Source organism: Nonomuraea fuscirosea (assembly GCF_035917475.1).
GTDB classification, from domain to species: domain Bacteria; phylum Actinomycetota; class Actinomycetes; order Streptosporangiales; family Streptosporangiaceae; genus Nonomuraea; species Nonomuraea fuscirosea.
Genome location: NZ_CP109074.1, coordinates 5,386,650 through 5,409,108 on the forward strand (window position 1 = coordinate 5,386,650; position 22,459 = coordinate 5,409,108).

Below are 22,459 nucleotides of genomic sequence, written 5' to 3' on the forward strand. Positions count from 1 at the left end.
CCAGCGCATGATCCCCCGCCGCCGTTTCCTCCAGGCCGCGGCCGCCACCGCGGCCGTGACCTCCCTGCCCGCGCTCACCGCCACCCCCGCCCTCGCCGCGGGCCGCGAGCGTGAGGGCACGATCACCGACCTCGGCCCGGCCAGCGTCACCAGCCCGCTGGGCAACGCCGAGTTCGTCGGCGACGTGCTCTACCTCGGCTCGCGCGGCCTGGCGCCCAACGTCGTCGGCGCCTGGGACCTGGGCCAGGACAAGGTCACCGCCCACTTCGACATCACCTCGGGCGTGGGCATCTGGGCGATGTGCAAGGTCGGCACCGACGTCTACGTGGGCACCCACTCCAGGTCAGACCTGTACCGGATCGACACCCTGACCGGTACGACCACGAAGGTCGCCGAGTACCCCGACCCCTACATCTGGACCATGGCCTCCTCGCCCGACGGCAAGGTCTACCTGGGCACCTCGCAGCCCGGCCGCGTGGTCGAGTACGACCCCGCCACGGGAGCAAGCCGCGACCTGGGCCAGCCCGCCCCCGGCGAGTCATACGTGCGCAGCATCCAGGCCGACGACACCCACGTCTACGCCGGCGTCGGCAGCAACGCCCACCTCGTCGCGATCGACAGGAGGACCGGGGACAAGCGCGAGCTGCTGCCCGCCGAGGTGGCCGACCGCGACTGGGTGTCGAGCATGTCGATCAGCGCCACCCACATCGCCGGCGGGATGAACTCGCTGGGCGAGCTGATCGTGCTGGAGAAGACGAACCCGGCCGCGTACCAGGTGGTCAAGGCCACCGCGCCGGGCGAGAAGTACGTCGTCTCGGTGCTGATCCACGACGGCTGGGTGTACTTCGCCGGGCGGCCGTCCGGCACGTTCTACCGCTACCGGATCGAGGACGGCACGTACGAGGTGCTCGGGGTGCCGTTCCCCGAGGCGCAGACCGTACGGATCCTGGAGCACGGGGGCCGCATCTACGGCGTCCAGGAGCCGGGCGTCTTCGTCTACGACCCCGCGACCGGCGGCATCGAGTACGTCAGCCACGTAGCCAAGGGCTTCAAGGCCGCCCCCGAGGAGCCCATGTCCGTGCACAGCGACGGCGAGCGCGTCTACGTGGGCGGCAAGGGCGGCTGCGACGTGCACGACCTGGCCTCCGGCGAGGTCACCCGGCTGCCGATCCCCGGCGAGCCGAAGACCATCATGACCGCGAACGGGATCACGTACCTCGGGGTCTACACCCAGGCCGCCCTCTACTCCCACCGCGCGGGCGACGCCGAGGCCGAGCTGCTCCTGCGTACCGGCCACAATCAGGACCGGCCCAAGGATCTGTGCCACGACCGGGCGACCGGCCTGATCGTGATGTCCACCCAGCCGGAGCCCGGTCACCAGAACGGCGCGCTCGACGTCTACGACCCGCGCAGCGGCCGGCTCGACACCTACCGGCCGGTCGTCGAGCGCCAGACGGTGTTCGCGCTGACCGCCCGGCTGGGCACCGTCTACCTGGGCACCAGCACGCAGGAGGGCCTCGGGTCACCGCCGGTGACGTCCACGGCCCGGCTGGCCGCGTTCGACCTGCGGCGCCGCGAGGTGACCTGGGAGGTCGAGCCGGTGGCCGGCGCGACCTCCATCACGAGCCTCAAGCACACGGCGCTCGCCCTGTACGGCATCACCGGAGACGGCGTGCTGTTCGAGTTCGACCCGCGCCGGCGCAAGGTCACCCGCACCCTCAAGGTCTGCGACCGGGGCGGCGATCTGGTGCTGTCCGGGACGAAGGCGTACACGAGCGACGAGGACGCCGTCTACACGGTCGACCTGGTCGCCTTCACCGCCCGCAAGATCGTGGATGGGCTGGCGAGCGACTGGTTCGGCGGCGGCTCCCGCATCACCATCGACCCGTCCCGCAAGGCCCTGTACGGCCTCAAGGGCCGCAACCTCATCCGCATCGCCATCTGACACACGGAGAACGCGTCCGGCCCACGCCGGGCGCTCTCCGCAGAGTCGCCACGCGGCACGCCTGTCAGGGAGGACGGGAGGTGTCGCCGCACAGCCCGTCTCGACGCAGGACGGCGTGTCAGGCGGAGGCGGCTGCCAGGACGCCGGGGCGTTCGTCGTCGGGGAGGCCGGGGCCGTACGGGTCGAAGGCGTGGGTGGCGGGGATGAGGCCCTCCGCCTCGGCCAGCCACAACATGCGCTGCACGTACCCCTCCATGGGGGCCGTGAACGTGGCCCCGGCCAGCCGGTCCAGCCGCGCGGACGCCCGTTCGAACTCCCGCAGGTCGTCGCGGCGGAACGCGCGCAGCACGGCGGCCGTCGTCGGCACCGACGCCGCCGCGATGCCCACCAGCGCCGCCTCGGCCCCCCACAGCAGTGAGGGGCCGAACATGCGGTCCTCGCCGGTGATGGCCAGCCGGCCCGCCGCGCGGGTCAGCGCGATCGCCTCCTGGCAGCCCATCGCGTCCGACAGCAGCGCCGTCTTGAGCCCGGCCACGCCGGGGTGCCGGACGACCTCGCGCAGCATGTTCGGCGGGCACGGCGCGGTGTAGAGGTCGAACGCGATCATCGGCAGCCCGGCCGCCGTCCACACCTCGTCGTGCAGGGCCGCCCGGTCGCCCGGAGACGGGAACACCAGCACGCCCCCGGCCCCCGCCGCCGCCGCGGCCTTGGCCTCCTCGGCGGCCGGGGCGGCGCCGCCGCCGACGCCGGCGACCACGGGGACGCCGGTCCGGCAGGCGCGCTCGATCACCCCGGCGCGCACGTCCGGCGCGAGGTAGGGCCCGCGACCGGTGTGGGCCAGCACCGCCAGGGCGTCGGCGCCGGTTTCGGCCAGCCGGCGGAAGTACGCCTCCGCCACGTCGAGGTCCACCTCACCGGACGCGGCCATCGGCGTCGCCGCGGCCGCCACCAGGGCGCCGCGCAGGCGGTCGCGCAACCGGGCGGCCCGCGGGTCGATCGGCGTGCTCATCGTCGCTCCCCTCACCGGCACGGCCACCTCGGCCCGCCGGACGGCTCCGTCGGCCAAGCGTAGGCGTTCGGCTCAGGTCACTTCAGGCCCGGGTCACCTGAGCGCCAGGTCACTTCAGGCCGGTCATGGCGATGCTGTTGACCAGGTAGCGCTGCAGCAGGAAGAACACCAGCAGACAGGGCACCGCCGACACCGCGGCCGAGGACATGAGCGTCGCCCACTGCATCTCCTCCGTCTTCAGCACCGTCAGCCCCACGGTCAGCGTCCGCGTGGCGTCGCTCTGCGAGATGACGAGGGGCCACAGGAAGTCGTTCCAGTGCCACAGGAAGACGAACACGCCCAGCGTGGCCAGGATCGGCTTGGTCAGCGGCACCACGATCGTCCAGTAGACGCGCAACTCAGAGGCGCCGTCCACCTTGGCGGCGTCGAACAGCTCGTCGGGCAGCCCGAGGATGAACTGGCGCATCAGGAAAACGGCCTGCGAGTTCGCCAGTGTCGGGACGATCAGCCCCCAGAAGGTGTCGGCCCCGCCGAAGTCGGACACCAGCACGTAGAGCGGGATGAGCGTGGCCTGGAACGGCACCATCATGGTGGCGAGAAACGTCCACAACATGGCGTCGCGGCCGGGAAAACGCTTCTTGGCGAACGCGTACCCGGCCATCGACGCCGTCAGCAGGATGATCACCACGGAGACGGCCGAGTAGACCAGCGAGTTGATCGTCCACTCCGCGAACCCGGAGGCGTTCAGGACCTGCGCGATGTTGTCGAAGGTGAGCGAGGCGGGCCAGCGCGCGGGCAGGGTCGGCTCGCCGCGCGGCGAGAGCGCCACCACGAGCATCGCGACGAACGGCCCCATCGTCAGCAGCGACATGACCGTGAGCAGGGTGTAGAGCGCCCACCTGCGGCCCCGGCGGCGGGGCGCGGGGGCCGGGCGGCCGGTCCTGGCGGCGGCGGGCCGTGCGGCGGTCAGCGTCACGTGTTCTCCCTGCCGACGAAGCGGCGCTGGATCAGCGAGACGACCAGGACGACGGCGAACAGCACCATCCCCCACGTGGCCGCGTAGCCGAACTCCCAGAACCTGAAGCCGCGTTCGAAGATGCCGTAGATGAGGGTGTAGCTGGCCTTGGCCGGCCCGCCGCCGGTCATCACGTAGATCGTGTCGAACACCTGGAACGAGGCGATCGTCTCGATCACCAGGACGAAGAAGAGCGCGGGCTTGAGCAGCGGCAGCGTGATGGAGCGGAAGCGCTGCCAGGCGCTCGCGCCGTCCACCCTGGCCGCCTCCAGGTACGAGCCCGGGATGGCCTTCAGCCCGGCCAGCAGGATCAGCATCGAGTAGCCGAAACCCTTCCAGCAGGAGACGAGGGCCAGCGCGGGCAGCACCAGCTCCGAGCGTTCCATGAAGGCGACGGGGGCTATGTCCAGCTTGGCCAGCAGGCCGTTGATCAGGCCGTCGAACTCGTAGATCCAGCGCCAGATGAGGCCGGCGAAGACGAAGCTGGTCACGTACGGCAGGAAGAGGATGCCGCGGAACAGCCCGCGCATGAAGACGATCGCGTTGAGCAGCAGCGCGGTGCCGAGCGAGACCAGCACGACCAGCGGCACGTAGATGGCCGTGTAGACGAGCGTGGCGCGCAGGCTGGACCAGAAGTTCGGGTCGTTCACGAGCCGGGTGTAGTTGTCGGCGCCAATGAAGTCCCATTCGCCGCCGATGTTCCAGTTCGTCAGGCTCATGCCCGCCGCGCCCAGCGTGGGGAAGATCTTGAAGATCAGGAAGAGCACGAGCATGGGCAGGACGAACAGCAAGCCTGTGATCGGATCGCGCAGGCGATGACGCACCGGGTTCACACCTTTCCGAAAAGGACGGGGCCCGCGCGGGCGGCGCGCGGGCTCCGGTCGGGTCAGCTGCCGGCGGCGAGCAGCTCGTTCGCCTCCTTGGCCGCCGCGTCCAGCGCCGCCTTGGCGTCCTCCTTGCCGATCAGCGCCGCCTGTACGTGCGCCGCGATCATCGACATCACCTGCCGGGCCTTGGGGTGGGTGTCACCGGGGAAGGCGAACTCCAGCGACTTGGCGAACTCCTTGGACGCCTCCGACTGGCCGGGGATGGTCACGTCGGTACGCGCGGAGAAGAAGCCCGACTCCTTGGCCAGCGGCCCGGCCACCTCGGCGGAGGCGACGTAGGCGGCGAACTTCCTGGCCGCGTCCTTGTTCTCGGAGTGCTTGGCCAGCACGAGGCCGCCGGGGATGCCGAACGCGACCCGCTTCGTGCCCTCCAGCGGCAGGCCGATGCCCACGTTCTCGGCGCCGATGGCGGCGCCGAGCTGGTCGGCCTGGATGGCGGTGGCCGCGTGGTAGAGGGCGGTCTTGCCGGCCGCGAGCGGGCCTCCCTCGATGTCGTTGCCCTTGCTGGCGGTGTTCTCCGGCAGGCCGCCGGCGGCCTTCAGGTCGAGCAGGTACTGCAGGCTGTCGACGCCCTGCTGGTTGTTGACGACCACGCTCTTGCCGTCGGGGGCGAAGACCGAACCGCCGTTGGCCCACAGGATCGGGTAAAAGCTCTGGTTGAGCGAGACCTCGGGCTTGCCCGGGTAGTCGAGCACGGCGACCTTCGCCGCGGCCAGCTTGGGCGCGGCCTCCTTGAGCTCCGCCCAGGTCTCGGGCACCTTGGTGACGCCCGCGTCGGCGAACAGCTTCTTGTTGTAGATGGGGGCCGTGATCGTCTGGTAGATCGGCACGCCGTAGAGCTTGCCGTCCACGCTCAGCGCGGTGAGCGAGTTGGGCAGGTAGGCGGCCTTCTCGGGGGCGACCACGTCGTCCACGGGTTCGAGCGTGCCCTGCTGGGCGTACTGCGGGATCTGGTCGGGGCCGAGCACGACCAGGTCGAAGCCCTTCCTGGAGGCCAGCGCGGTGGTGACCTTCTCCTGGCGGCCGTCCCACGGCTGCTGGTCGATGGTGACGTCGACGGCGGGGTTCTTGGCCTCGAAGTCCTTCTCGACCTTGTCCCAGAAGGACTTGTTCGCTGCCTGGTCCATGATGACGGGGTACATCCAGAGCGTGACCGTGCTCTTCTCCGAGCCCGAGCCACCGGATCCGCACCCGGTCATCACGACACTCAGCGCGGTCACGATTCCGGCTGCCGCTGCCTTCCTCATCGGTGGCTTCCTTTCCTGAATACCGGTCCTGACCGAAACCTAGTGAGGAGGGGACAACCGGTCAATGGCTGATACATGAACGTAACTAGGGTCTCGCCTGGTAGCACCGCACGGCGCCGGCGATGGCCGCCACGTGCTCCGACGTGTAGTGCTCGTTCCAGTCGATGACCAGCAGCGTGCTGTCGACCAGGCGCTCAGCGGCCGGGCAGGCGGCGGGGCGGTAGCCGTCCAGGGGGTAGGAGGAGGTCCCGTAGATCGGCTGCCGCCACAGCGGCGCCCGGTTGAGCGGATCCTGGAGATATCCGGACCGCGCCGGAATCCCGGCCGCGCTCAGGTGCCCGGCCAGCTCAGGGGCGTCCCCGCCGGGCAGGACGAGCGGGAACAACCACCACGCGTGCCCGTCCGGCCTGGGCAACCGGATCACGCGCCTTCCCTCCCCCGCGCCGGCGACCTCGTGCGCGCCGTTGTCGAGCACGCCGTCCAGGTCGCGCAGCGCCTCGATGAGCTGGACGGCGGTGCGGCGCCGCGCCGCCACGACGCCGGGCAGCTTGGCGAGCTGGGCGCGGGCCACCGCGGCCTGCAGCTCGGTCATCCGGTAGTTCAGGCCCAGGCTCTCGTGCGAACGGCCCGCGGCCCGGTCCCAGCCCTTGTCCGCGAACAGCCGCATCCGCCTGGCCAGCTCGTCGTCATCGGTGACGGTCAGCCCGCCGTCGCCGCAGGTGATGTGCTTCCACTGCTGCAGGCTCAGCGTGCCGACGTGCCCGCCCGTGCCGGCGAGGGCTCCGCCAGGCAGCTCGGTGAGCCACGCCTGGGCGCAGTCCTCGATGAGCGTGAGCCCGTGCGCGTCCGCCAGCGCGCGCAGGGCGCCGATCCTGGCCGGCGCCCCGAACAGGTGCACGGCCATGATCGCCCGGGTGCGCGGCCCGATGAGCGCGGCCACGGAGTCCGGGTCGAGGTTGCCGTCGGACGGGTCCACGTCGGCGAAGACAGGAACGGCGTTCTGCGCCAAGATGGGGGCCACGGTGCCGAAGTCCGTGATCGGCGTCGTGATGATCTCGTCCCCGGGGTCCGGCGCCGCCGCCACGACCGACAGATGGAGGGCCGCGGTGCCGGAGCTGCACGCGATCGCGTGGCGCGAGCCGTACAGCTCGCCGACCTCGCGTTCGAGCGACCTGGCCTCGGTCCCCCACACGGAGTTGAGCATGCCGGAGCGGATCACCCGCTCCAGCGCCGCCACCTCCTCGTCGCCGAGGGTACGGCCCGCGGGTTCGGCCATGTTGGGAAAGTGCAGGGTCACCGGATAACCTTTCGGTCTAGACCGTTATAGGAGAAGGAGGCGCGGGTGGGTATCGTCATCGGAGTCGTCGGCCCGCACGATCTGGTCGACGACGTCGCGGCCACCTGCGAGGAGCAGCCGGGCGTCACCACGACGCGGCTCGACTACGACCACGAGTCGCAGGCCCCGGCCATCGTCGAGGCCCATGCGGGCACGGTCGAGGGCTGGCTGTTCACCGGCGTCGTCCCGTACATGCTGGCCCGCTCCGCCGACGTGCTGTCGCGGCCGGCCGCGTTCGTCGACTACTCGGGCGCGACGCTGCTCAGCGCCCTGGTCCGGCTGCAGCACGAGGGTCACGACATCACCTGCCTGTCCATCGACACCATCTCCCCCGCCGACGTCACCGCCACGTTCCACGAGGCCGGCCTGCCCACCGAACGGCTGCGCACCCTCGGCTACCGGCCGGAGACCACCTCCAAGAAGGTCGTCGCCTTCCACCGCCGCGGGCCGGCCCATCCGGTGATCACCTGCCTCAGCTCGGTGCACGAGGCGCTGCGCGACGAGCTGCACGTGCTGCGGCTGGCGCCGTCGGTGCACTCGGTCCGCGTGGCGCTGCGCCGGCTCCTGCTGACCGCCGAGGGACAGGCGCAGGAGGACGCGCAGATCGCGCTCGGCCTGCTGGAGGTGGATGGCGAGGAAGGGCTGCTGCGCGAGGCGGGCGCGCTGGGCGGCACGCTGGCCGCCTTCGGCGACGGCACCCACCTCCTCGTCACCACCCGGGGCCCGCTGCACGACGCCACCGGCGGCTTCACCCGGCTGCCCATGCTGTCCAGGCTGGCGGCGCGCGGCGGCGTGGCGCGGGTGGGGTTCGGTCTCGGGCGCAGTGCCGCCGAGGCCGAGAGCCTGGCCCGCCGGGCGCTGTCCAGGGCCCGGCGGATCGGCAGCGTGGCCGCGGTGCTGTCATTGCGCGCCGACACCGACATCGTGCTGGAGTCGGCGGCCGACGAGCCGCCCGGTGAGCACAACCTGCCGGTGCTGGCCCGCCGGGTGGGGCTGTCGGTGCCGACGCTGGAGAAACTCCTCGAGGCCCGCGACGCGGCGAAGGGTGCCGCGCTGACCACGCGCGAGATCGCCGACCGGCTGGCCGTGCAGCAGCGGACGGCGCGGCGGATGCTGCACCGGCTGGAGCTGGCGGGGCTGGCCGAACGCACCGGCAACCTGACCAGCGGCTCCAGCGGCCGCCCCCTCACCCTTTACCGCCTCACCCTCTGACCCCGCAGCCCGCTCCCAGCCCGCCGCCCGTTCCGGACCCGCCTCATGATCTGAACCCGCCTCACGCCGCATCGAGGCCGTCCCACACTTGGAGCCCGCCGCACGCGTTGCACCCGGCGCTCCCGTACGGCACGGAGGGAGGGTCAGGCGAGCCATCGGTCCAGGCCCTCCGCCACGAACTCGTCGTCGCGCAGCCACGGGTAGGCCGCCCAGATCCGGTCGATCTCCGCGAGCTGGCCCGGGGAGAGCTCCTCGGCCGGGTCGAGGCACCACCGGCCCGCCAGCAGGCCCTGGCGGCGCAGCACCTCGTGGATGCCGGGGATGCATCCGTGGAAGCCGTTCGCGGAGTCGAAGATCGCCGCGTTGGCGTCGGTGAGGTGCCCGTCCAGGCTGAGCAGCCTGCGTACCGCCGCGTCGTCACCCGAGCGGGCCAGCGTCGCCTCCTCCAGCAGTTCCACGGCGCGCCGCACCCAGACCGCCCACTGGCCGAGCAACCCGCCGACGAACTCCACCTCCACCTCCCGCCCGTCCACGATCACCCGGTGCGAGGTGATGAGGTCGGCCAGGATGTGATCGTCGTTGCCGGTGTAGAGCGCCACCTCGCCGGCCCGCCCGGCCCGTACGACGCCGTGCAGCACGTCGAGGGTGCGGTAGCGGTCGAAGGGCGCGACCTTGATGCCTGCCACCGACTCGATCGCCGCCAGCCGCGTCCAGAAGTCCCGCGACAGCGGGCGCCCGCCCACGGCCGGCTGGAGGTAGAAGCCGATCACCGGCAGCACCTCGCCGACAGCCCTGGCCCGTTCGATCAGGCCGTCCTCGTCCAGCTCCCGGTACGGGCTGAGCAGCACCATGTGATACCCCAGCGACCTGGCCAGCTCGGCCTCCGCCACCGCCTGCGCCGTGGACCCGGTCGCGCCGGCCACCAGCACCACCTCGCGGTCGGACTCCGCGGCCGTGACGGCGGCCAGTTCCAGCACGGGCGGCAGCAGGCCGGTGCCGTGGATGGCGAACTGCGTGGTGTGCACGCCCACCGCCAGCCCGCCCGCCCCCGCCGCCACGTAGTAGCGGGTCAGGGCGCGCTGGCGGCGCTCGTCCAGCCGCCTGTCACCCGTGAGGGCGAGGGGATGAGCCGGGATCACCAGACCGCGCCTGAACAGATCGCGCACGGACGTCTGCGCCTCTGGAGCCGTGCTGAGCACGTGAGGTCCCCCTCTTTCTGCTGAAGTGAGTACGCCGGCCGCGGCTGAATCGGGCCCGCGAGCACCTGCCGGACTGGGCACTTGAGTCACCGCCGAATCGGGCCCGCGAGTGCCTGCCGGATTGGGCGCGCGGGTCAGAAGCGCCCGTCGCGGCGTTCGAACTTGGTGGGCTTGCCGAGCAGCGGGCCGCCGCCGGCGACCCAGCGCGCCGTGTGCTCGATGAGCTCGGCGGGGGTCAGCTCGGGGTAGCCGAACAGGCGGTGGCATCGGGCGGCGTTCGAGAGCAGCGCCGTCGGCGCCTCCTCGCCGGTGAACACCGGCTCCTTGCCGAGCGCGGCGCCGAGGTCCAGCGCGGCGCGGCGGACCGAGACGAGCTCGGGGCCGGTCACGTTGAGCACGTACGGCGGCACGTCGGCGAGCAGCAGCGACCGCAGCGCGACCTCGTTCGCGTACCCCTGCCAGACCACGTTGACCTGCCCTGTGGCCAGGTCGATCGGCTCGCCCGCGAGCACCTTCTGGGCCAGGTCCACCAGCACGCCGTAACGAAGTTCGACGGCGTAGTTGAGGCGGATCAGCGACAAGCGGGTGCCGTTCGTCTCGGCGAAGTGGGTCAGCACCCGCTCCCTGCCCAGGCAGCTCATCGCGTAGTCGCCCACAGGGCCGACGGGCGAGTCCTCGGTGCTGCCACCGCCGCCCGGGGGCACGAGGGGGTAGACGTTCCCGGTGGACAGGGCGGCTATCCGGCCGCCTGCGAAGCGGTCGGCCACCCGGCCGGGCAGGTACGTGTTGGTGAACCAGGTGGCGTGCTCGCGGCCCTGCGTGCCGAACTTGGCGCCCACCAGGAACACCACGTTCGGCGCGTCGGGCAGCTCGCGCAGGGCGCGGTCGTCGGCGACGTCGGCGGCCACCACGGTGGCGCCCTCGTCCTGGAGGGCCTGCGCCAGCCCCGGCTCGGAGAAGCGGGAGACCGCGATGATGCGCCGGCTGCCCTGGACGGCGTTCAGCGCCAGCCGCACGAGGCTCGGGCCCAGCTTGCCGCCGGCGCCCAGGATCATGATGTCGCCGTCGAGCCTGCCCAGATCGTCGATCAGCCCGGCGCTCGGCCGGGCCAGCCGCTCTTCGAGTTCCGCCGTCGTCCGCACGCGGTCTCCTTCTTCCTGATTTACGGTCCAGACCGTAACTGGGTGAGACTACGACTGTCAACGGGTGCGGCCAGGTCAGGCCCGCTCGCGCGCGGAGACGATCACGTCGAGGACGGCCCGCGTCTCGCGCCACGGCACCGGGCTGGGCGCCCCGGCCGCCATCGCGAGGAACGCCTCGATCGTCCCTTCGTAGCCGAGCCCCCGCACCGGATCGCCGCCGCCCTCGATCACGATCGTCTCGGTGGAGTCGCGGCGGTGCACGGTGACGGCGTACGACTCGGACTCGGAGACGCCCAGGATCTCGACCGTGCCGGTGACGCCGTCGTCCCAGCGCAGCGCCATCACCCCGGTGTCCTCGGAACGCAGGGAGGTGTAGTGCCGCCTGGCCCCGGCGGCCCCCACCAGCTCGACCTCGGGACCCATGAGCGCCACCAGCAGCTCGACCCCGTGGATCCCCATGGTCACCATCGTCCCGCCGCCCTCGCCGGGGGTGTCCTGCCAGGCGTTGTACCCGTCCGCCCAGAGCCCCACGTCATGCCGCACCGTCGCCCGCACAGCCAGCACCTCCCCCCTCGCGTCCCCCGTCACGTCCCCCGTCACGCCCCCCGTCACGCCCCCCGTCCGATCCTCGCCGCCCGGCCTGCGGATCCCGGCGGCCAGGGCGTTCGTGAAGGCCGGGGCGAAGCGCAGCACCGAACTCGACAGCACCCGGTCGTGGATCGGCAGCGCGTCGAGCCGTTCGAGCTGGGCCCGGCTGGCGGCGGCGGGCTTGTTGACGAAGCACGCCGCCTCCGTCTCCAGCACCTTGGCCAGCGCCTCCGGCACGGCGGGATTGGGCACGGTCAGCACCACCCCGTCGACCCGCCCCGCCAGCGCCTCCTCCAGGCTGCCGGCCACCTTGACGCCGGGATGCTCATCGGTGAACCGCCGCAGCCGCTCCGGATCGGGCTCCCATACGACGAGCTCGGCATGGCGGGTCAGGGTGCGGGCGTCGGTGTAGGGATGACTGGTGGCCAGCCCCGCGAGAGCGATACGCACAGTCGTCTCCGATCTGTCGGAAAAGGGGAGGCCATCATCGCAGCGCACCTCACGCGAACGCGGAACGAGGGCGACGACAGATCCGCCTTACGGTCCCGACCGTTATATGAACACAGCCGGCCACCCCATCACCCCTGAGTTTCCGCAGTTCAGGCAAGCCTTTCCTTCGTTGCGAACTTCCGTTCGACATGCCAGATTTGTGATGAGAGATCCACAAATGGAGGGAATCTATGACCATCGAGCTCGCCCGCCCGCACTCCCCCGAGCAGCACCACAGCCACCGGGACGTCACCGGCGGCTGGCTGCGGCCGGCGGTGTTCGGGGCGATGGATGGGCTCGTGTCCAACTTCGCCTTGATCGCCGGAGTGGTCGGGGCGGCGGGGGCCGGGCAGGGGGCCGTGCTGGCCGGGTGCGCGGGACTGATCGCCGGCGCATGCTCCATGGCGGCCGGCGAGTACACGTCCGTGAAGTCCCAGACGGAGCTGATGCGGGCCGAGATCGCCGTCGAGCGGCGCGAGCTGGCCCGTAACCCCGTGGGTGAGCAGGCCGAGCTGGCCGCGCTCTACCGGGCGCGTGGCCTCGACGCCGACCTGGCCGAGCGGGTGGCCGCAGGGCTGTCGGCCGACCCCGAGCAGGCGCTGCGGGTGCACGTACGCGAAGAGCTCGGCGTCGACCCCGACGACCTGCCCTCCCCCTACCTGGCCGCCGCCTCGTCGTTCTTCGCCTTCGCCGCCGGGGCGCTGGTGCCGCTGGTCCCGTTCCTGTTCGGAGCGTCCGGGCTGCTGGTGGCGCTGGTGCTGAGCGTGCTGGCCCTGTTCGGGTTCGGGGCGGCGGTGGCGGTGATGACGGCCCGCCCGTGGTGGCTCGGCGGCCTGCGCCAGCTCGCGCTCGGGGTCGGAGCGGCGACCATCACGTTCGGCCTGGGTCACCTGCTCGGCGTGAGCGTCTCCTAGTACGCCGGCGACACGGTCGCGGTGAGGTCACCTCGCCTGAGCGATCCGGCTCATCAGGCCACGGACAACACCGAAGCATGAGAATGACAAAACGCCGGCCTGTCACTTATGCGACCGTTCGATTCTCCAGCTCGTCCAAGAACCGTTCCACGATGCCGGAATTCCGCACGTCCTCCGCCAATGACTCCCCGATCATTCGGCTCGCAAGATCGGTCGACAGCCGCCCGATCTCGGGGCGGAGTCGAGCGAACGCCGCCTGCCTGTCGGCCTCGATCTGGGCGTGCGCCGTCTCGACGAGCCGGCGCGCCTCGGCCTGCGCCTGCGCGCGGAGTTCGGCCCTGATCTGGGCGCCCTGCTCACGGGCTTCCTCCCGCAGCAGCGCCGCCTCGCGCCGGGCCGTTTCCAGCTGCTCGTGATATCGCCGTTCCAGATCGCGGACCTCCGCCCGGGCCCGCGCCGCCCTGGCGATCGCACCGTCGATGGCGTCGGCCCGCTCGGCCAGCGTCTTCTGCAGGCGCGGTACGAGCACGTTGCCGACGACGAACAGAGTGACGAGGAACACGGCGAATCCGACGACGAACTCGTGGTACTGGTCCGGAAACAGGAGGTTCATGCGTGGACCTTTCGCCGGCGTGGTCCGTCGAGGTCGGCATGATGAAGAGAAACGCCGGTGGAAGATTCAAAGTAACACCGCGAAGCCGACGAAGAAAGCGCGGAATTCAGCCCGATCAGCAGCCGGACTCGGCGAATTCACCCGTCATTCGCCGCGGCACGTCATGGGCGGCCGGCGGTGGCCAGTTTGAGGCCGAGGCCGATCAGGGCGACGCCGGTCAGGCCGTCCACCGCCCTGCGGACGGCCGGCCTGCTGAACACCCGGCGCAGCAGACTCACGACGTTCGCCACTACCAGGAACCAGACGATCGTCCCGGCGAGCGCCACCGCTGACAGCGTCAGCGCCGACAGCCCGGAGGCGAGGAACTGCGGCACCAGGGCCACGAAGAACAGGGCCGCCTTCGGGTTGAGCACGTTCGTCAGCAACCCCTCGGCGAAGGCGGCCCATGAGCCGCGCCCGCCCGCGTCGGGGACGTGCAGTTCGAGGGTCCCGCCCCCGCGCAGGGCCGCGCGCAACGACCTGACACCCAGGTAGATCAGGTAGGCCGCTCCGACCACCTTGACCACGGTGAACGCGAGCGCGGAGGCCGCCAGCAGCGCCGCCACCCCGGTGGCCGCCGCCGTCACCCAGGCGAACACGCCCACCGCGATGCCCGCCGCGGCGGCCATGCCGTGCCCACGCCCCGAGACCGCGGAACGGCGTACCACCACCGCGAAATCGGGCCCCGGCGACATCGCCCCGAGCAGCACCACTCCACCGAAAGCCGCGATCTGCGCCATGGAAGTCACGGCGTCCACCTTACGAGCACCGCCTTCACACCCGCACGGCCCCTGTCGCCCACCGGAGCCCGGGGAACGCCGAGCGGCGTCGTCCCATGACCCCGCTCAACCGAGGCCGAAGCTTTCGAGCGCGGCGCCGTCCCATGACCGTGCTCAACCGAGACCGAGGCCTTCGAGCGCGGCGCCGTCCCATGACCCCGCTCAACCGAGGCCGAGGCCTTCGAGCGCGGCGGCGGCACGTCCGCGCTCGTCCTCGTCGCCGGTCTCGGCGGCGATGGCCGGCGCCAGGCGGTGCCGCCGCGCGGCCTCGCCGTCCCGGCCCATGGCGCGCAGCGTCTCACCGATCCCGTTGGGCACGCTCGCCTCGCCGTACCTGTGCCCGGTCGACCGGAAGATCGCGAGCGCCTGCTCCAGGTGCCGCAGCGACTCCTCGGACTCCCCCTGCCGGCCCAGGGCGGCGCCGAGGTTGCTCAGCGCGGTCGCCTCCCCGTCACGGTGGTCGATCCGCGATCACGCCGGCCGCTGCCGGACAGACCGGACGCCGTCGAACGGGCCGATCGTCGCCGGACGGCCAGCCGCGGCCGGACGGACCGGGTGCAGCCGTACATTTGCGGGATGGTGTGTCGTGTGATCGCTGTGATCGCTGTGCCGAGCTGCAGGCGGGTGCGGGCCGCGCGTCGTCCTGACGTCCCGCACCCACGCGGTCGCCGGGTGGTCAGCGCTTGCGGCGGCGGCGCTTGAAGATGGCGCGGAGGGTGAGCAGCAGGACGACCGCGACGAACTGGCCGCCGATGACGATGCGGTTGACGTCGACGGCGGGGCGCCACAGCGCCTCACCGTTCTTCAGGACGTAGACGCCGGCCGGGGTGGCGCTGAAGCCGAAGCCGCCGCCGGAGCCGCCGCCTTCCTCGCCCTTCTCGCTCCTGCCCTGGCCACGGCCTCCGCCGCCGCCCTGGGCGACCCTGGCGACGGGGATGATGACGATGTCGCCGTGGTGGATCGGCTCGCCGAAGACCCGGTTGACGGTCGCGGCGTCCTTCGACTGCTCCATCAGCTCCATGATGTCCATCCCCCCATGCTCGTCCTCAGGAGCTTCCCCGTCGAACATGGCCCGCACCCCGGGGGGATTTCGGACAGTCCCGAGGACGGGGGCAACGGAAAGGCGCAGTCAGCAGCGCGGCAGCCGGGAAAACGCCGAAGGCAGCCCACGAAAGGGCACCGCCCGCAGCCGCGCGGCAACCAGAAGAACGGCCGGAGGCAGCCCACGGAGGGGGCAGCGTCGACAGCGCTCCCCGGCCGGGCGGGGGCGGCCCGTAAACCCGAGTCGGGTCACCCCCGTAGACCCGAGCCGAGTCACCGCCCGGGGACCCTAACCAGGTCACCGCCCGGGGACCCGAGCCGAGCCACCCCCCGTAGACCCCAACCGGATCACCGCCCGCAAACCCGAACCGGGTCCGGAGCCGGTGGGCGATGGGTGGTCAGTCGAAGGTGGTGGAGATCTCGTGCCAGCCGCCCGGCGGGATCTCGGCCGCCGGTGCGGGGCCCCAGGTGCCCTTCTCGTACGGCAGTGGCCGATCCGTCAGGTCGAGCACCGGCTGGATGATCCGCCACGACTCCTCCACCAGGTCGAACCGGGCGAATCTGCGCGGGTCGCCGCTGACGGCGTCGGACAGGACGCGTTCGTAGGCGGCCTGCATCGGCCCGAGCACCTTGGTGAAGTCGACGCTGACCGGAACCGGGCGGGTGTGCTGTTTGCCGGGCTCCTTGGCGAGCAGGTCGAAGGTCACGCCGGCGTCGGGCTGGAGCCGGAAGCGGATGAGGTTGGGGGCGTCGGGCGCGTCGCCGTTGCCGAACATCGTCACCGGGGGTCTGCGCAGCTCGGCCACCACCTCCAGGTCGGTGACGGGCAGGCCCTTGCCGGAGCGGACGCACCAGGGCACGCCGGCCCAGCGCCAGTTGTCGATGTAGGCGCGCAGGGCGACGTAGGTCTCGGTGGTGGAGTCGGGGCGCACGCCGTCGGTGCCGAGGTAGCCGTCGTACTGGCCGCGCACCACGTCGGCCGGGTCGATGGCCTGGACGGCGCGCAGCACCCGCCACTTCTCGTCGAGCTGGGCCCGGGCGTCGGTGGAGGGCGGCGGGTCCATGGCGAGGATGGCGAGCAGTTGCAGCAGGTGGTTCTGCACGACGTCGCGGACAGTGCCGTTGGCGTCGTAGAAGCCGCCCCGGTCGCGGACGTCGAAGTCTTCGGCCATGGTGATCTGCACGCTGCGGATGTGGGACCGGTTCCAGATGGGTTCGAGCAGCGTGTTGGCGAACCTGAACACCATGAGGTCCTCGACCGGCTCCTTGCCGAGGAAGTGGTCGACCCGGCGCAGGTGGTCCTCGTCGAAGAACCTGAGCAGCTCGCCGTTGAGCTCGCGGGCCGAGGCGAGGTCGTGGCCGAACGGCTTCTCCACCACGAGCCGCGCGTCGCGGTTGAGGCCCTCGCCCGCCAGCCCCTCGGCCACCGCGGAGAACAGCGCCGGGGGGACGGCGAGGTAGTGGACGAGGAAGCCCTTGCCCTCGGTCTCCTCGCGCAGGCGGGCGAACGTGGCCGGGTCGCGGTAGTCGCCGGTGATCAGGCTCAGGTTGCCGGCCAGCTTGTCGAAGGCCGCGTCGCTGACGCCGCCGCAGGCGGTGCGGGCGAACTCGCGCAGCCCGTCGAGGCCCATGTCGGTCTTGGCCACGCCGATGATCGGCAGGTCGAACCGGCCGTCGGCGGTCAGGTGGTAGAGGGCGGGCAGCAACATCTTGCGCGCGAGGTCGCCGGTGATGCCGAACAGCACCAGCGCGCCGGCCCGCGTCTCGTCGGGCCGCATGTCAGACCCGCCTTCCGCGCAGCCGCCGGTATCGGCGGACGAGTTGCTCGGTGGAGGGGTCGGGGAAGGTGGCGGGCGGCTCGTCGGAGGTCAGCGCGGGCGCGAGGTCGAGCGCCATCTTCTTGCCCAGCTCGACGCCCCACTGGTCGAAGGAGTCGACGCCCCAGATGGTGCCCTCGACGAACACGGTGTGCTCGTAGAGGGCGACGAGCTGGCCCAGCGTGGCGGGGGTGAGCTTGGTGGCCAGGATGGTGGAGGTGGGACGGTTGCCCGGCATCACCTTGTGCGGCACGATCTCCGGCGGGGTGCCCTCGGCCGCGATCTCCTCGGCGGTCTTGCCGAACGCCAGCGCCGTGGTCTGGGCCAGCAGGTTGGCGGTGAGCTGGTCGTGCATGCCCTCACGATCCTCGTGAGGCTCGGCGAAGCCGATGAAGTCGGCCGGGACCAGCCGGGTGCCCTGGTGCAGGAGCTGGTAGAAGGCGTGCTGGCCGTTGGTGCCCGGCTCGCCCCAGAAGATCTCGCCGGTGCCGGTGGTGACGGCGGCGCCGTCGGCGCGCACGGACTTGCCGTTGGACTCCATCGTGAGCTGCTGCAGGTAGGCGGGGAAGCGGTGCAGCCGCTGGCTGTAGGGCAGCACGGCGCGGGTCTCGGCGCCGAAGAAGTCGCTGTACCAGACGCCGAGCAGGGCCATCAGCACCGGCATGTTGGCCTCGAACGGGGCCGTGCGGAAGTGCTCGTCGATGGTGTGGAAGCCGGCCAGCATCTCGCGGAAGCGCTCGGGCCCGACGGCGATCATCAGGGACAGGCCGATGGCGCCGTCGTAGGAGTAGCGACCGCCCACCCAGTCCCAGAAGCCGAACATGTTGGCGGTGTCGATGCCGAACTCGGCGACCTTGGCGGCGTTGGTGGAGACGGCCACGAAGTGGCGGGAGACCGCGTCCTCGCCGAGCGCGTCGACCAGCCAGCGGCGCGCGACCCTGGCGTTGGTGAGCGTCTCGAGCGTGGTGAAGGTCTTGGAGCTGATCACGAACAGCGTGGTCGCGGGGTCGAGGCCGGCCAGGTTGCCGGTGATGTCGGCCGGGTCGATGTTGGAGACGAAGCGGGCGGTGATGCCGGCGTCGGCGTAGTCGCGCAGCGCTTCGTAGGCCATGGCGGGGCCGAGGTCGGAGCCGCCGATGCCGATGTTGACGACGGTCTCGATCGGCTCGCCGGTGGCGCCCCGCCAGTCCTTGGACCTGACCCGGCCGGCGAACCCGCTCATCTTGTCGAGCACGGCGTGCACGTCGGCCACGACGTCCTGACCGTCCACGACGAGCTCGGCCTCGCGCGGCAGGCGCAGCGCGACGTGCAGGACGGCGCGGTCCTCGCTGACGTTGATGTGCTCGCCGCCGAACATGGCCGCGATCCGCTCGCGCAGACCCGCCCGCTCGGCCAGGGCCGTGAGCAGGCCGAGGGTCTCCTGGGTGGCGCGGTGCTTGGAGTAGTCGAGGTAGAGGTCGCCGGCGGTCACCGTCATGCGCTCGGCTCTGCCGGGGTCCTGCGCGAACAGCTCGCGCAGATGCCGGCCGGCCAGCTCTTCCTGGTGCTTGCCCAGAGCCGCCCACTCCGGGGTCTGGGTGATGTCGCCGTTCACGTTTTTCCTCCTCGCGTCGCCAAGCCGATCATGCCTGGCCCCATCGTCCCGTAACCGTGTACCCGCCGTGGTTGATTCCGCGCACGGCGGAGCCGAGTCTTGGGAAAGGCATCTCCTTCGCAGATCATCGCGGGGGCGGATGAGGGGCCGCCCCTGTCCAGGGGTCTGACAGGGCCCCCTCAGCAGTGCGCTCGCGGTCTTACCTTCGAAGACATGGACATTTCCTCACGTACTGTCTTCATGATCGGCGGCACCTCGGGCATCGGGCTCGAACTGTCGCGCCGTTTTCTCAAGGCGGGCAGCGCCGTCGTCGTCGGCGGCCGCCGCGGCGACGTGCTCACGCGGCTGGCCGGCGAGGGCTTCGCCACGGCCGAGATCGACGTGACCGACGCCGGCTCGGTCGCCCGCGCCCGTGACGAGGTGCTCGGCGCGCGTCCGGACCTGGACACGGTGGTGACGATGGCCGGCACCGGGATGCCGGAGGAGCTGCGTGACCCTGCTCACTTCGCGCAGACCGAGACGATCATGGATGTCAACTTCCTGGGCACCGTGCGGGTGATCGACGCGTTCACCCCGCACCTGGTCGCGCGTGGCGCGGGGACGATCGTCACGGTCAGTTCGGGGATCGGCTTCCTGCCCTTCCCCTTGATGCCGACGTACGCGGCGTCGAAGGCGGCGGTGCACGCCTACAGCGAGGCGCTGCGGGCGCAGCTGGCCGGCACCGGGGTCGAGGTCGCCGAGCTGGTCCCGCCGGCGGTCGCGACCGGCATGGGCGGCGCCAACCCGCGCGCCCTGGCCCTGGACGACTTCGCCACGGAGGTCATGGACCTGCTCGCCCAGGACCCGACACCGGACGAGATCCTCGTACGGGGCGTCCTCATGCACCGCTGGGCCGAGCGCGACGGCACCTACGACGAGCTCGTCGCCCAGCGCTCCCAGGCCCTGGCGACCCTCCCCGGCCGGGCCCGGACGCAGCCGCACGCACAGGCGCAGGTCCAAGTCCAGGCCCAGGGCCGGACACAGGTCCAGGGCGGGCGCTGAAGCCCATGCCCATGAACGGCTCGGGGACGAACCGGCTGGGCGCCTACCTGCGGGCCCGGCGCGACCTCGTCTCCCCCGAACAGACGGGGATCCCCGCAGGAGGCACCCGCCGGGTGCCCGGCCTGCGCAGGGAGGAGGTCGCCATGCTCGCCGGGATCAGCGCCGACTACTACCTGCGGCTGGAACGGGGCCGCGACACCCGGCCCTCCCCGCAGGTCCTCGACGCACTCGCCCGCGTGCTGATGCTGGACGAGGTCGAACGCGCCTACCTGCACGACCTCGCCGGCACGGCCGCCGCGCCCCGCCGCCCCGGACGGCGCAGACCGCCACCGCGCGTCCCGGCCCGGCTGCACCACCTCCTCGCGGTGGTGGGGGTGCCCGCCTTCGTGGAGAGCCGCACGTTCGACGTCCTGGCCGCCAACGCCCTGGCCACCGCGCTCTCGCCCCGGCTGCGGCCGGGCGAGAACCGGCTGCGCTCGCTCCTGCTCGACCCGGAGGAACAGGCGTTCCACCAGGACTGGGAGGCGTCGGCGGCGGGCATCGTCGCCGCGTTCCGCCAGACCGTCGGCGACGACGCCGACGACGCCCGCGTGGTCGAGCTCGTGGGCGAGCTCTCCCTGGCCAGCGGACGCTTCCGGCAGTTGTGGGCCCGCCACGACGTCAGGACGCTCGACGGCGGCACCGCCACCGTCGACCATCCCGCGCTCGGGGAGCTGCGCCTGCACCGCGACAAGCTCCCCGTGGGGGACGTCCTGCTCGTCCTCTACTACGCCGACGCCGAGAGCGAAACGGCGGAGAAGCTGAAGCTGCTCGGGTCCCTCGCCTCGATCCCGGCGGAAGGGTCAGTGGGACTCCCGCCCGACGTGGTCGCCGGATGAGCCGATGAGGAAGTCGAGGTCGGCGCCGCGGTCGGCCTGGGTGACGTGCTCGACGTAGAGGCGTTCCCACCCGCGTACGGGCCGCGCGTGACCGGTCATGACCGGCTGCCTGGCGGCCAGCTCGGCGTCGGGCACGTCCACGTCGAGGCGGCGGGCGGCCACGTCGAGCACGATCGGGTCGCCGGTGCGCACTCTGGCCAGCGGCCCGCCGGCGGCGGCCTCGGGGGCGGCGTGCAGGACGACGGTGCCGTACGCGGTGCCGCTCATCCGGGCGTCGCTGACGCGCACCATGTCGCGTACCCCCTTCTCCAGCAGCTTGGCGGGCAGCGGCAGGTTGCCGACCTCGGGCATGCCGGGATAACCCTTGGGCCCGCAGCCGCGCAGGATCAGCACGGAGGTCTCGTCCACGTCCAGGTCGGGCGAGTCGAGCCGGGCGTGGACGTCCTCCACGCTGTCGAAGACGACGGCCCTGCCGCGGTGGCGCAGCAGCTCGGGCGAGGCGGCGGCGGGCTTGATCACCGCGCCGGAGGGGGCGAGGTTGCCGCGCAGGACGGCGATGCCGGCGTCGGGCAGCAGCGGGTTCGAGCGGCGGCGGATGACGTCCTCGTCCCAGATCTCGGCCCCGGCGAGGTGCTCGACGAGCGGCCGGCCTGTGACGGTGATCGCGCCGGGGTCGAGCAGGTCCTCGACCTCCTTGAGCAGGGCGGCCAGGCCGCCCGCGCGGAACAGGTCGTCCATCAGGTGGCGGCCGGCCGGCTGCAGGTCCGCCAGCAGCGGCACGCCGGAGCCGGTGCGGTCGAAGTCGTCGAGGTCGAGCCGGACGCCGAGGCGGCCGGCGACGGCCAGCAGGTGGACGACGGCGTTGGTCGAGCCGCCGACGGCGGCCAGGGCGACGATGGCGTTGAGGAAGGAGCCCCTGGTCATGATCTGGCTGGGGCGGCGTCCGCGTTCGACCAGCTCGACGGCCAGGCGGCCGCTCTCGTGGGAGAGCTCCAGCAGGCGGCTGTCGGGGGCGGGGGTGCCGGCGGTGCCGGGCAGGGTCATGCCGAGCGCCTCGGCCATGCAGGCCATGGTGGAGGCGGTGCCCATGGTGTTGCAGTGGCCGCGGCTGCGGATCATGGAGGACTCGGAGCGCAGGAACGCCTCGCGGGAGAGCGTGCCCGCGCGGACCTCCTCGCTGAGCCGCCACACGTCGGTGCCGCAGCCGAGCGGGGCGCCGCGGAAGTGCCCGGTGAGCATCGGGCCGCCGGGTACGACGAGCGCCGGCAGGTCCACGGAGGCGGCGGCCATGAGCAGCGACGGGATGGTCTTGTCGCAGCCACCGAGCAGCACGACGCCGTCGACGGGGTTGGCGCGCAGCATCTCCTCGGTGGCCATGGCGGCCAGGTTGCGCCAGAGCATGGCGGTGGGGCGTACGTTCGTCTCGCCGAGGGAGACGACGGGCAGGTTGAGCGGCACGCCGCCGGCCTCCCAGACGCCGTTCATGACGCTCCGGGCCACCTCGTTCAGGTGGGAGTTGCAGGGGGTGAGGTCGGAGGCGGTGTTGGCGATGGCGATGTGCGGCTTGCCGCCCTCGAACGCCTCGCGCGGCAGGCCACGGCGCATCCAGGCCCGGTGAATGTAGGAGTTACGGTCGTTCCCCGAGTACCAGCGCGAACTCCTCAAATCCATGCT

Annotated in this window: 20 protein-coding genes; 5 read left to right on the plus strand and 15 right to left on the minus strand. The window is 71.9% G+C overall.

Annotation, left to right across the window (positions count from 1 at the left end; genetic code table 11):
- The first annotated feature begins 7 nt into the window (after nt 1-7).
- A complete protein-coding gene (locus OIE67_RS24650; protein WP_326644196.1) occupies nt 8-1,945 on the plus strand; it encodes a ligand-binding sensor domain-containing protein in 1,938 nt (645 codons plus the stop codon).
- A 118-nt stretch (nt 1,946-2,063) separates the two neighbouring features.
- On the opposite strand, the gene OIE67_RS24655 is transcribed toward OIE67_RS24650, so the two are convergent.
- From OIE67_RS24655 to OIE67_RS24675, 5 genes are all read right to left on the minus strand, one after another.
- A complete protein-coding gene (locus OIE67_RS24655) occupies nt 2,064-2,954 on the minus strand; it encodes a dihydrodipicolinate synthase family protein (protein ID WP_326644199.1) in 891 nt (296 codons plus the stop codon).
- A gap of 109 nt (nt 2,955-3,063) precedes the next feature.
- Nucleotides 3,064-3,930, minus strand: coding sequence for a carbohydrate ABC transporter permease (locus OIE67_RS24660; RefSeq protein WP_245955732.1), 867 nt, complete (start codon nt 3,928-3,930; stop codon nt 3,064-3,066).
- Nucleotides 3,927-4,793, minus strand: a complete 867-nt coding sequence (locus tag OIE67_RS24665) for a carbohydrate ABC transporter permease (protein ID WP_106238174.1) — start codon at nt 4,791-4,793, stop codon at nt 3,927-3,929. Before OIE67_RS24665 ends, OIE67_RS24660 begins: the two co-directional genes overlap by 4 nt.
- Before the next feature lie 62 nt (nt 4,794-4,855).
- On the minus strand, nt 4,856-5,983 hold the full coding sequence (locus tag OIE67_RS24670) for an ABC transporter substrate-binding protein (protein WP_326644202.1): 1,128 nt from the start codon (nt 5,981-5,983) through the stop codon (nt 4,856-4,858).
- Nucleotides 5,984-6,188: 205 nt separating this feature from the next.
- Nucleotides 6,189-7,400 carry a DegT/DnrJ/EryC1/StrS family aminotransferase gene (locus OIE67_RS24675; protein WP_326644205.1) on the minus strand — a complete coding sequence of 404 codons (1,212 nt, stop codon included), beginning with the start codon at nt 7,398-7,400 and terminating at the stop codon, nt 6,189-6,191.
- A gap of 45 nt (nt 7,401-7,445) precedes the next feature.
- Between OIE67_RS24675 and OIE67_RS24680 the strand changes: the two genes are divergently transcribed.
- Nucleotides 7,446-8,651, plus strand: coding sequence for a hypothetical protein (locus OIE67_RS24680; protein ID WP_326644207.1), 1,206 nt, complete (start codon nt 7,446-7,448; stop codon nt 8,649-8,651).
- Between the two features lie 143 nt (nt 8,652-8,794).
- On the opposite strand, the gene OIE67_RS24685 is transcribed toward OIE67_RS24680, so the two are convergent.
- From OIE67_RS24685 to OIE67_RS24695, 3 genes are all read right to left on the minus strand, one after another.
- Nucleotides 8,795-9,850 carry a dihydrodipicolinate synthase family protein gene (locus tag OIE67_RS24685; protein ID WP_326644209.1) on the minus strand — a complete coding sequence of 352 codons (1,056 nt, stop codon included), beginning with the start codon at nt 9,848-9,850 and terminating at the stop codon, nt 8,795-8,797.
- A gap of 134 nt (nt 9,851-9,984) precedes the next feature.
- The gene (locus tag OIE67_RS24690) at nt 9,985-10,992 is read right to left on the minus strand and encodes an NAD-dependent epimerase/dehydratase family protein (RefSeq protein WP_326644211.1); all 1,008 of its coding nucleotides are present in this window, start codon (nt 10,990-10,992) and stop codon (nt 9,985-9,987) included.
- A gap of 75 nt (nt 10,993-11,067) precedes the next feature.
- Nucleotides 11,068-12,030, minus strand: coding sequence for a Gfo/Idh/MocA family protein (locus OIE67_RS24695; RefSeq protein WP_326644213.1), 963 nt, complete (start codon nt 12,028-12,030; stop codon nt 11,068-11,070).
- A gap of 230 nt (nt 12,031-12,260) precedes the next feature.
- Between OIE67_RS24695 and OIE67_RS24700 the strand changes: the two genes are divergently transcribed.
- Complete coding sequence (locus OIE67_RS24700; RefSeq protein WP_326644215.1) at nt 12,261-12,983, plus strand: VIT1/CCC1 transporter family protein; 723 nt, start codon at nt 12,261-12,263, stop codon at nt 12,981-12,983.
- Nucleotides 12,984-13,089: 106 nt separating this feature from the next.
- Here OIE67_RS24700 and OIE67_RS24705 read toward each other — a convergent pair whose 3' ends face one another.
- The 6 genes from OIE67_RS24705 to pgi form a co-directional block, all read right to left on the minus strand.
- On the minus strand, nt 13,090-13,596 hold the full coding sequence (locus OIE67_RS24705; protein WP_326644217.1) for a F0F1 ATP synthase subunit B: 507 nt from the start codon (nt 13,594-13,596) through the stop codon (nt 13,090-13,092).
- A 161-nt stretch (nt 13,597-13,757) separates the two neighbouring features.
- Nucleotides 13,758-14,375, minus strand: a complete 618-nt coding sequence (locus tag OIE67_RS24710) for a LysE family translocator (RefSeq protein WP_326645451.1) — start codon at nt 14,373-14,375, stop codon at nt 13,758-13,760.
- 201 nt (nt 14,376-14,576) lie between these two features.
- Complete coding sequence (locus OIE67_RS24715) at nt 14,577-14,879, minus strand: tetratricopeptide repeat protein (RefSeq protein WP_326645453.1); 303 nt, start codon at nt 14,877-14,879, stop codon at nt 14,577-14,579.
- A 211-nt stretch (nt 14,880-15,090) separates the two neighbouring features.
- Nucleotides 15,091-15,483: a GerW family sporulation protein gene (locus OIE67_RS24720; RefSeq protein WP_326644219.1), complete on the minus strand. Its 393-nt coding sequence runs from the start codon at nt 15,481-15,483 to the stop codon at nt 15,091-15,093.
- A 370-nt stretch (nt 15,484-15,853) separates the two neighbouring features.
- A complete protein-coding gene (gene zwf / locus OIE67_RS24725) occupies nt 15,854-17,233 on the minus strand; it encodes a glucose-6-phosphate dehydrogenase (RefSeq protein ID WP_326644221.1) in 1,380 nt (459 codons plus the stop codon).
- 1 nt (nt 17,234) lies between these two features.
- On the minus strand, nt 17,235-18,866 hold the full coding sequence (gene pgi / locus OIE67_RS24730; protein WP_326644223.1) for a glucose-6-phosphate isomerase: 1,632 nt from the start codon (nt 18,864-18,866) through the stop codon (nt 17,235-17,237).
- A gap of 213 nt (nt 18,867-19,079) precedes the next feature.
- On the opposite strand from pgi, the gene OIE67_RS24735 reads away from it, so the two are divergent.
- Complete coding sequence (locus OIE67_RS24735; protein WP_326644226.1) at nt 19,080-19,907, plus strand: SDR family oxidoreductase; 828 nt, start codon at nt 19,080-19,082, stop codon at nt 19,905-19,907.
- A gap of 5 nt (nt 19,908-19,912) precedes the next feature.
- Nucleotides 19,913-20,785, plus strand: coding sequence for a helix-turn-helix transcriptional regulator (locus OIE67_RS24740; protein ID WP_326644228.1), 873 nt, complete (start codon nt 19,913-19,915; stop codon nt 20,783-20,785).
- Here OIE67_RS24740 and OIE67_RS24745 read toward each other — a convergent pair.
- Nucleotides 20,750-22,456 carry an IlvD/Edd family dehydratase gene (locus tag OIE67_RS24745; protein WP_326644230.1) on the minus strand — a complete coding sequence of 569 codons (1,707 nt, stop codon included), beginning with the start codon at nt 22,454-22,456 and terminating at the stop codon, nt 20,750-20,752. The genes OIE67_RS24740 and OIE67_RS24745 overlap by 36 nt on opposite strands.
- Between the last annotated feature and the right edge of the window lie 3 nt (nt 22,457-22,459).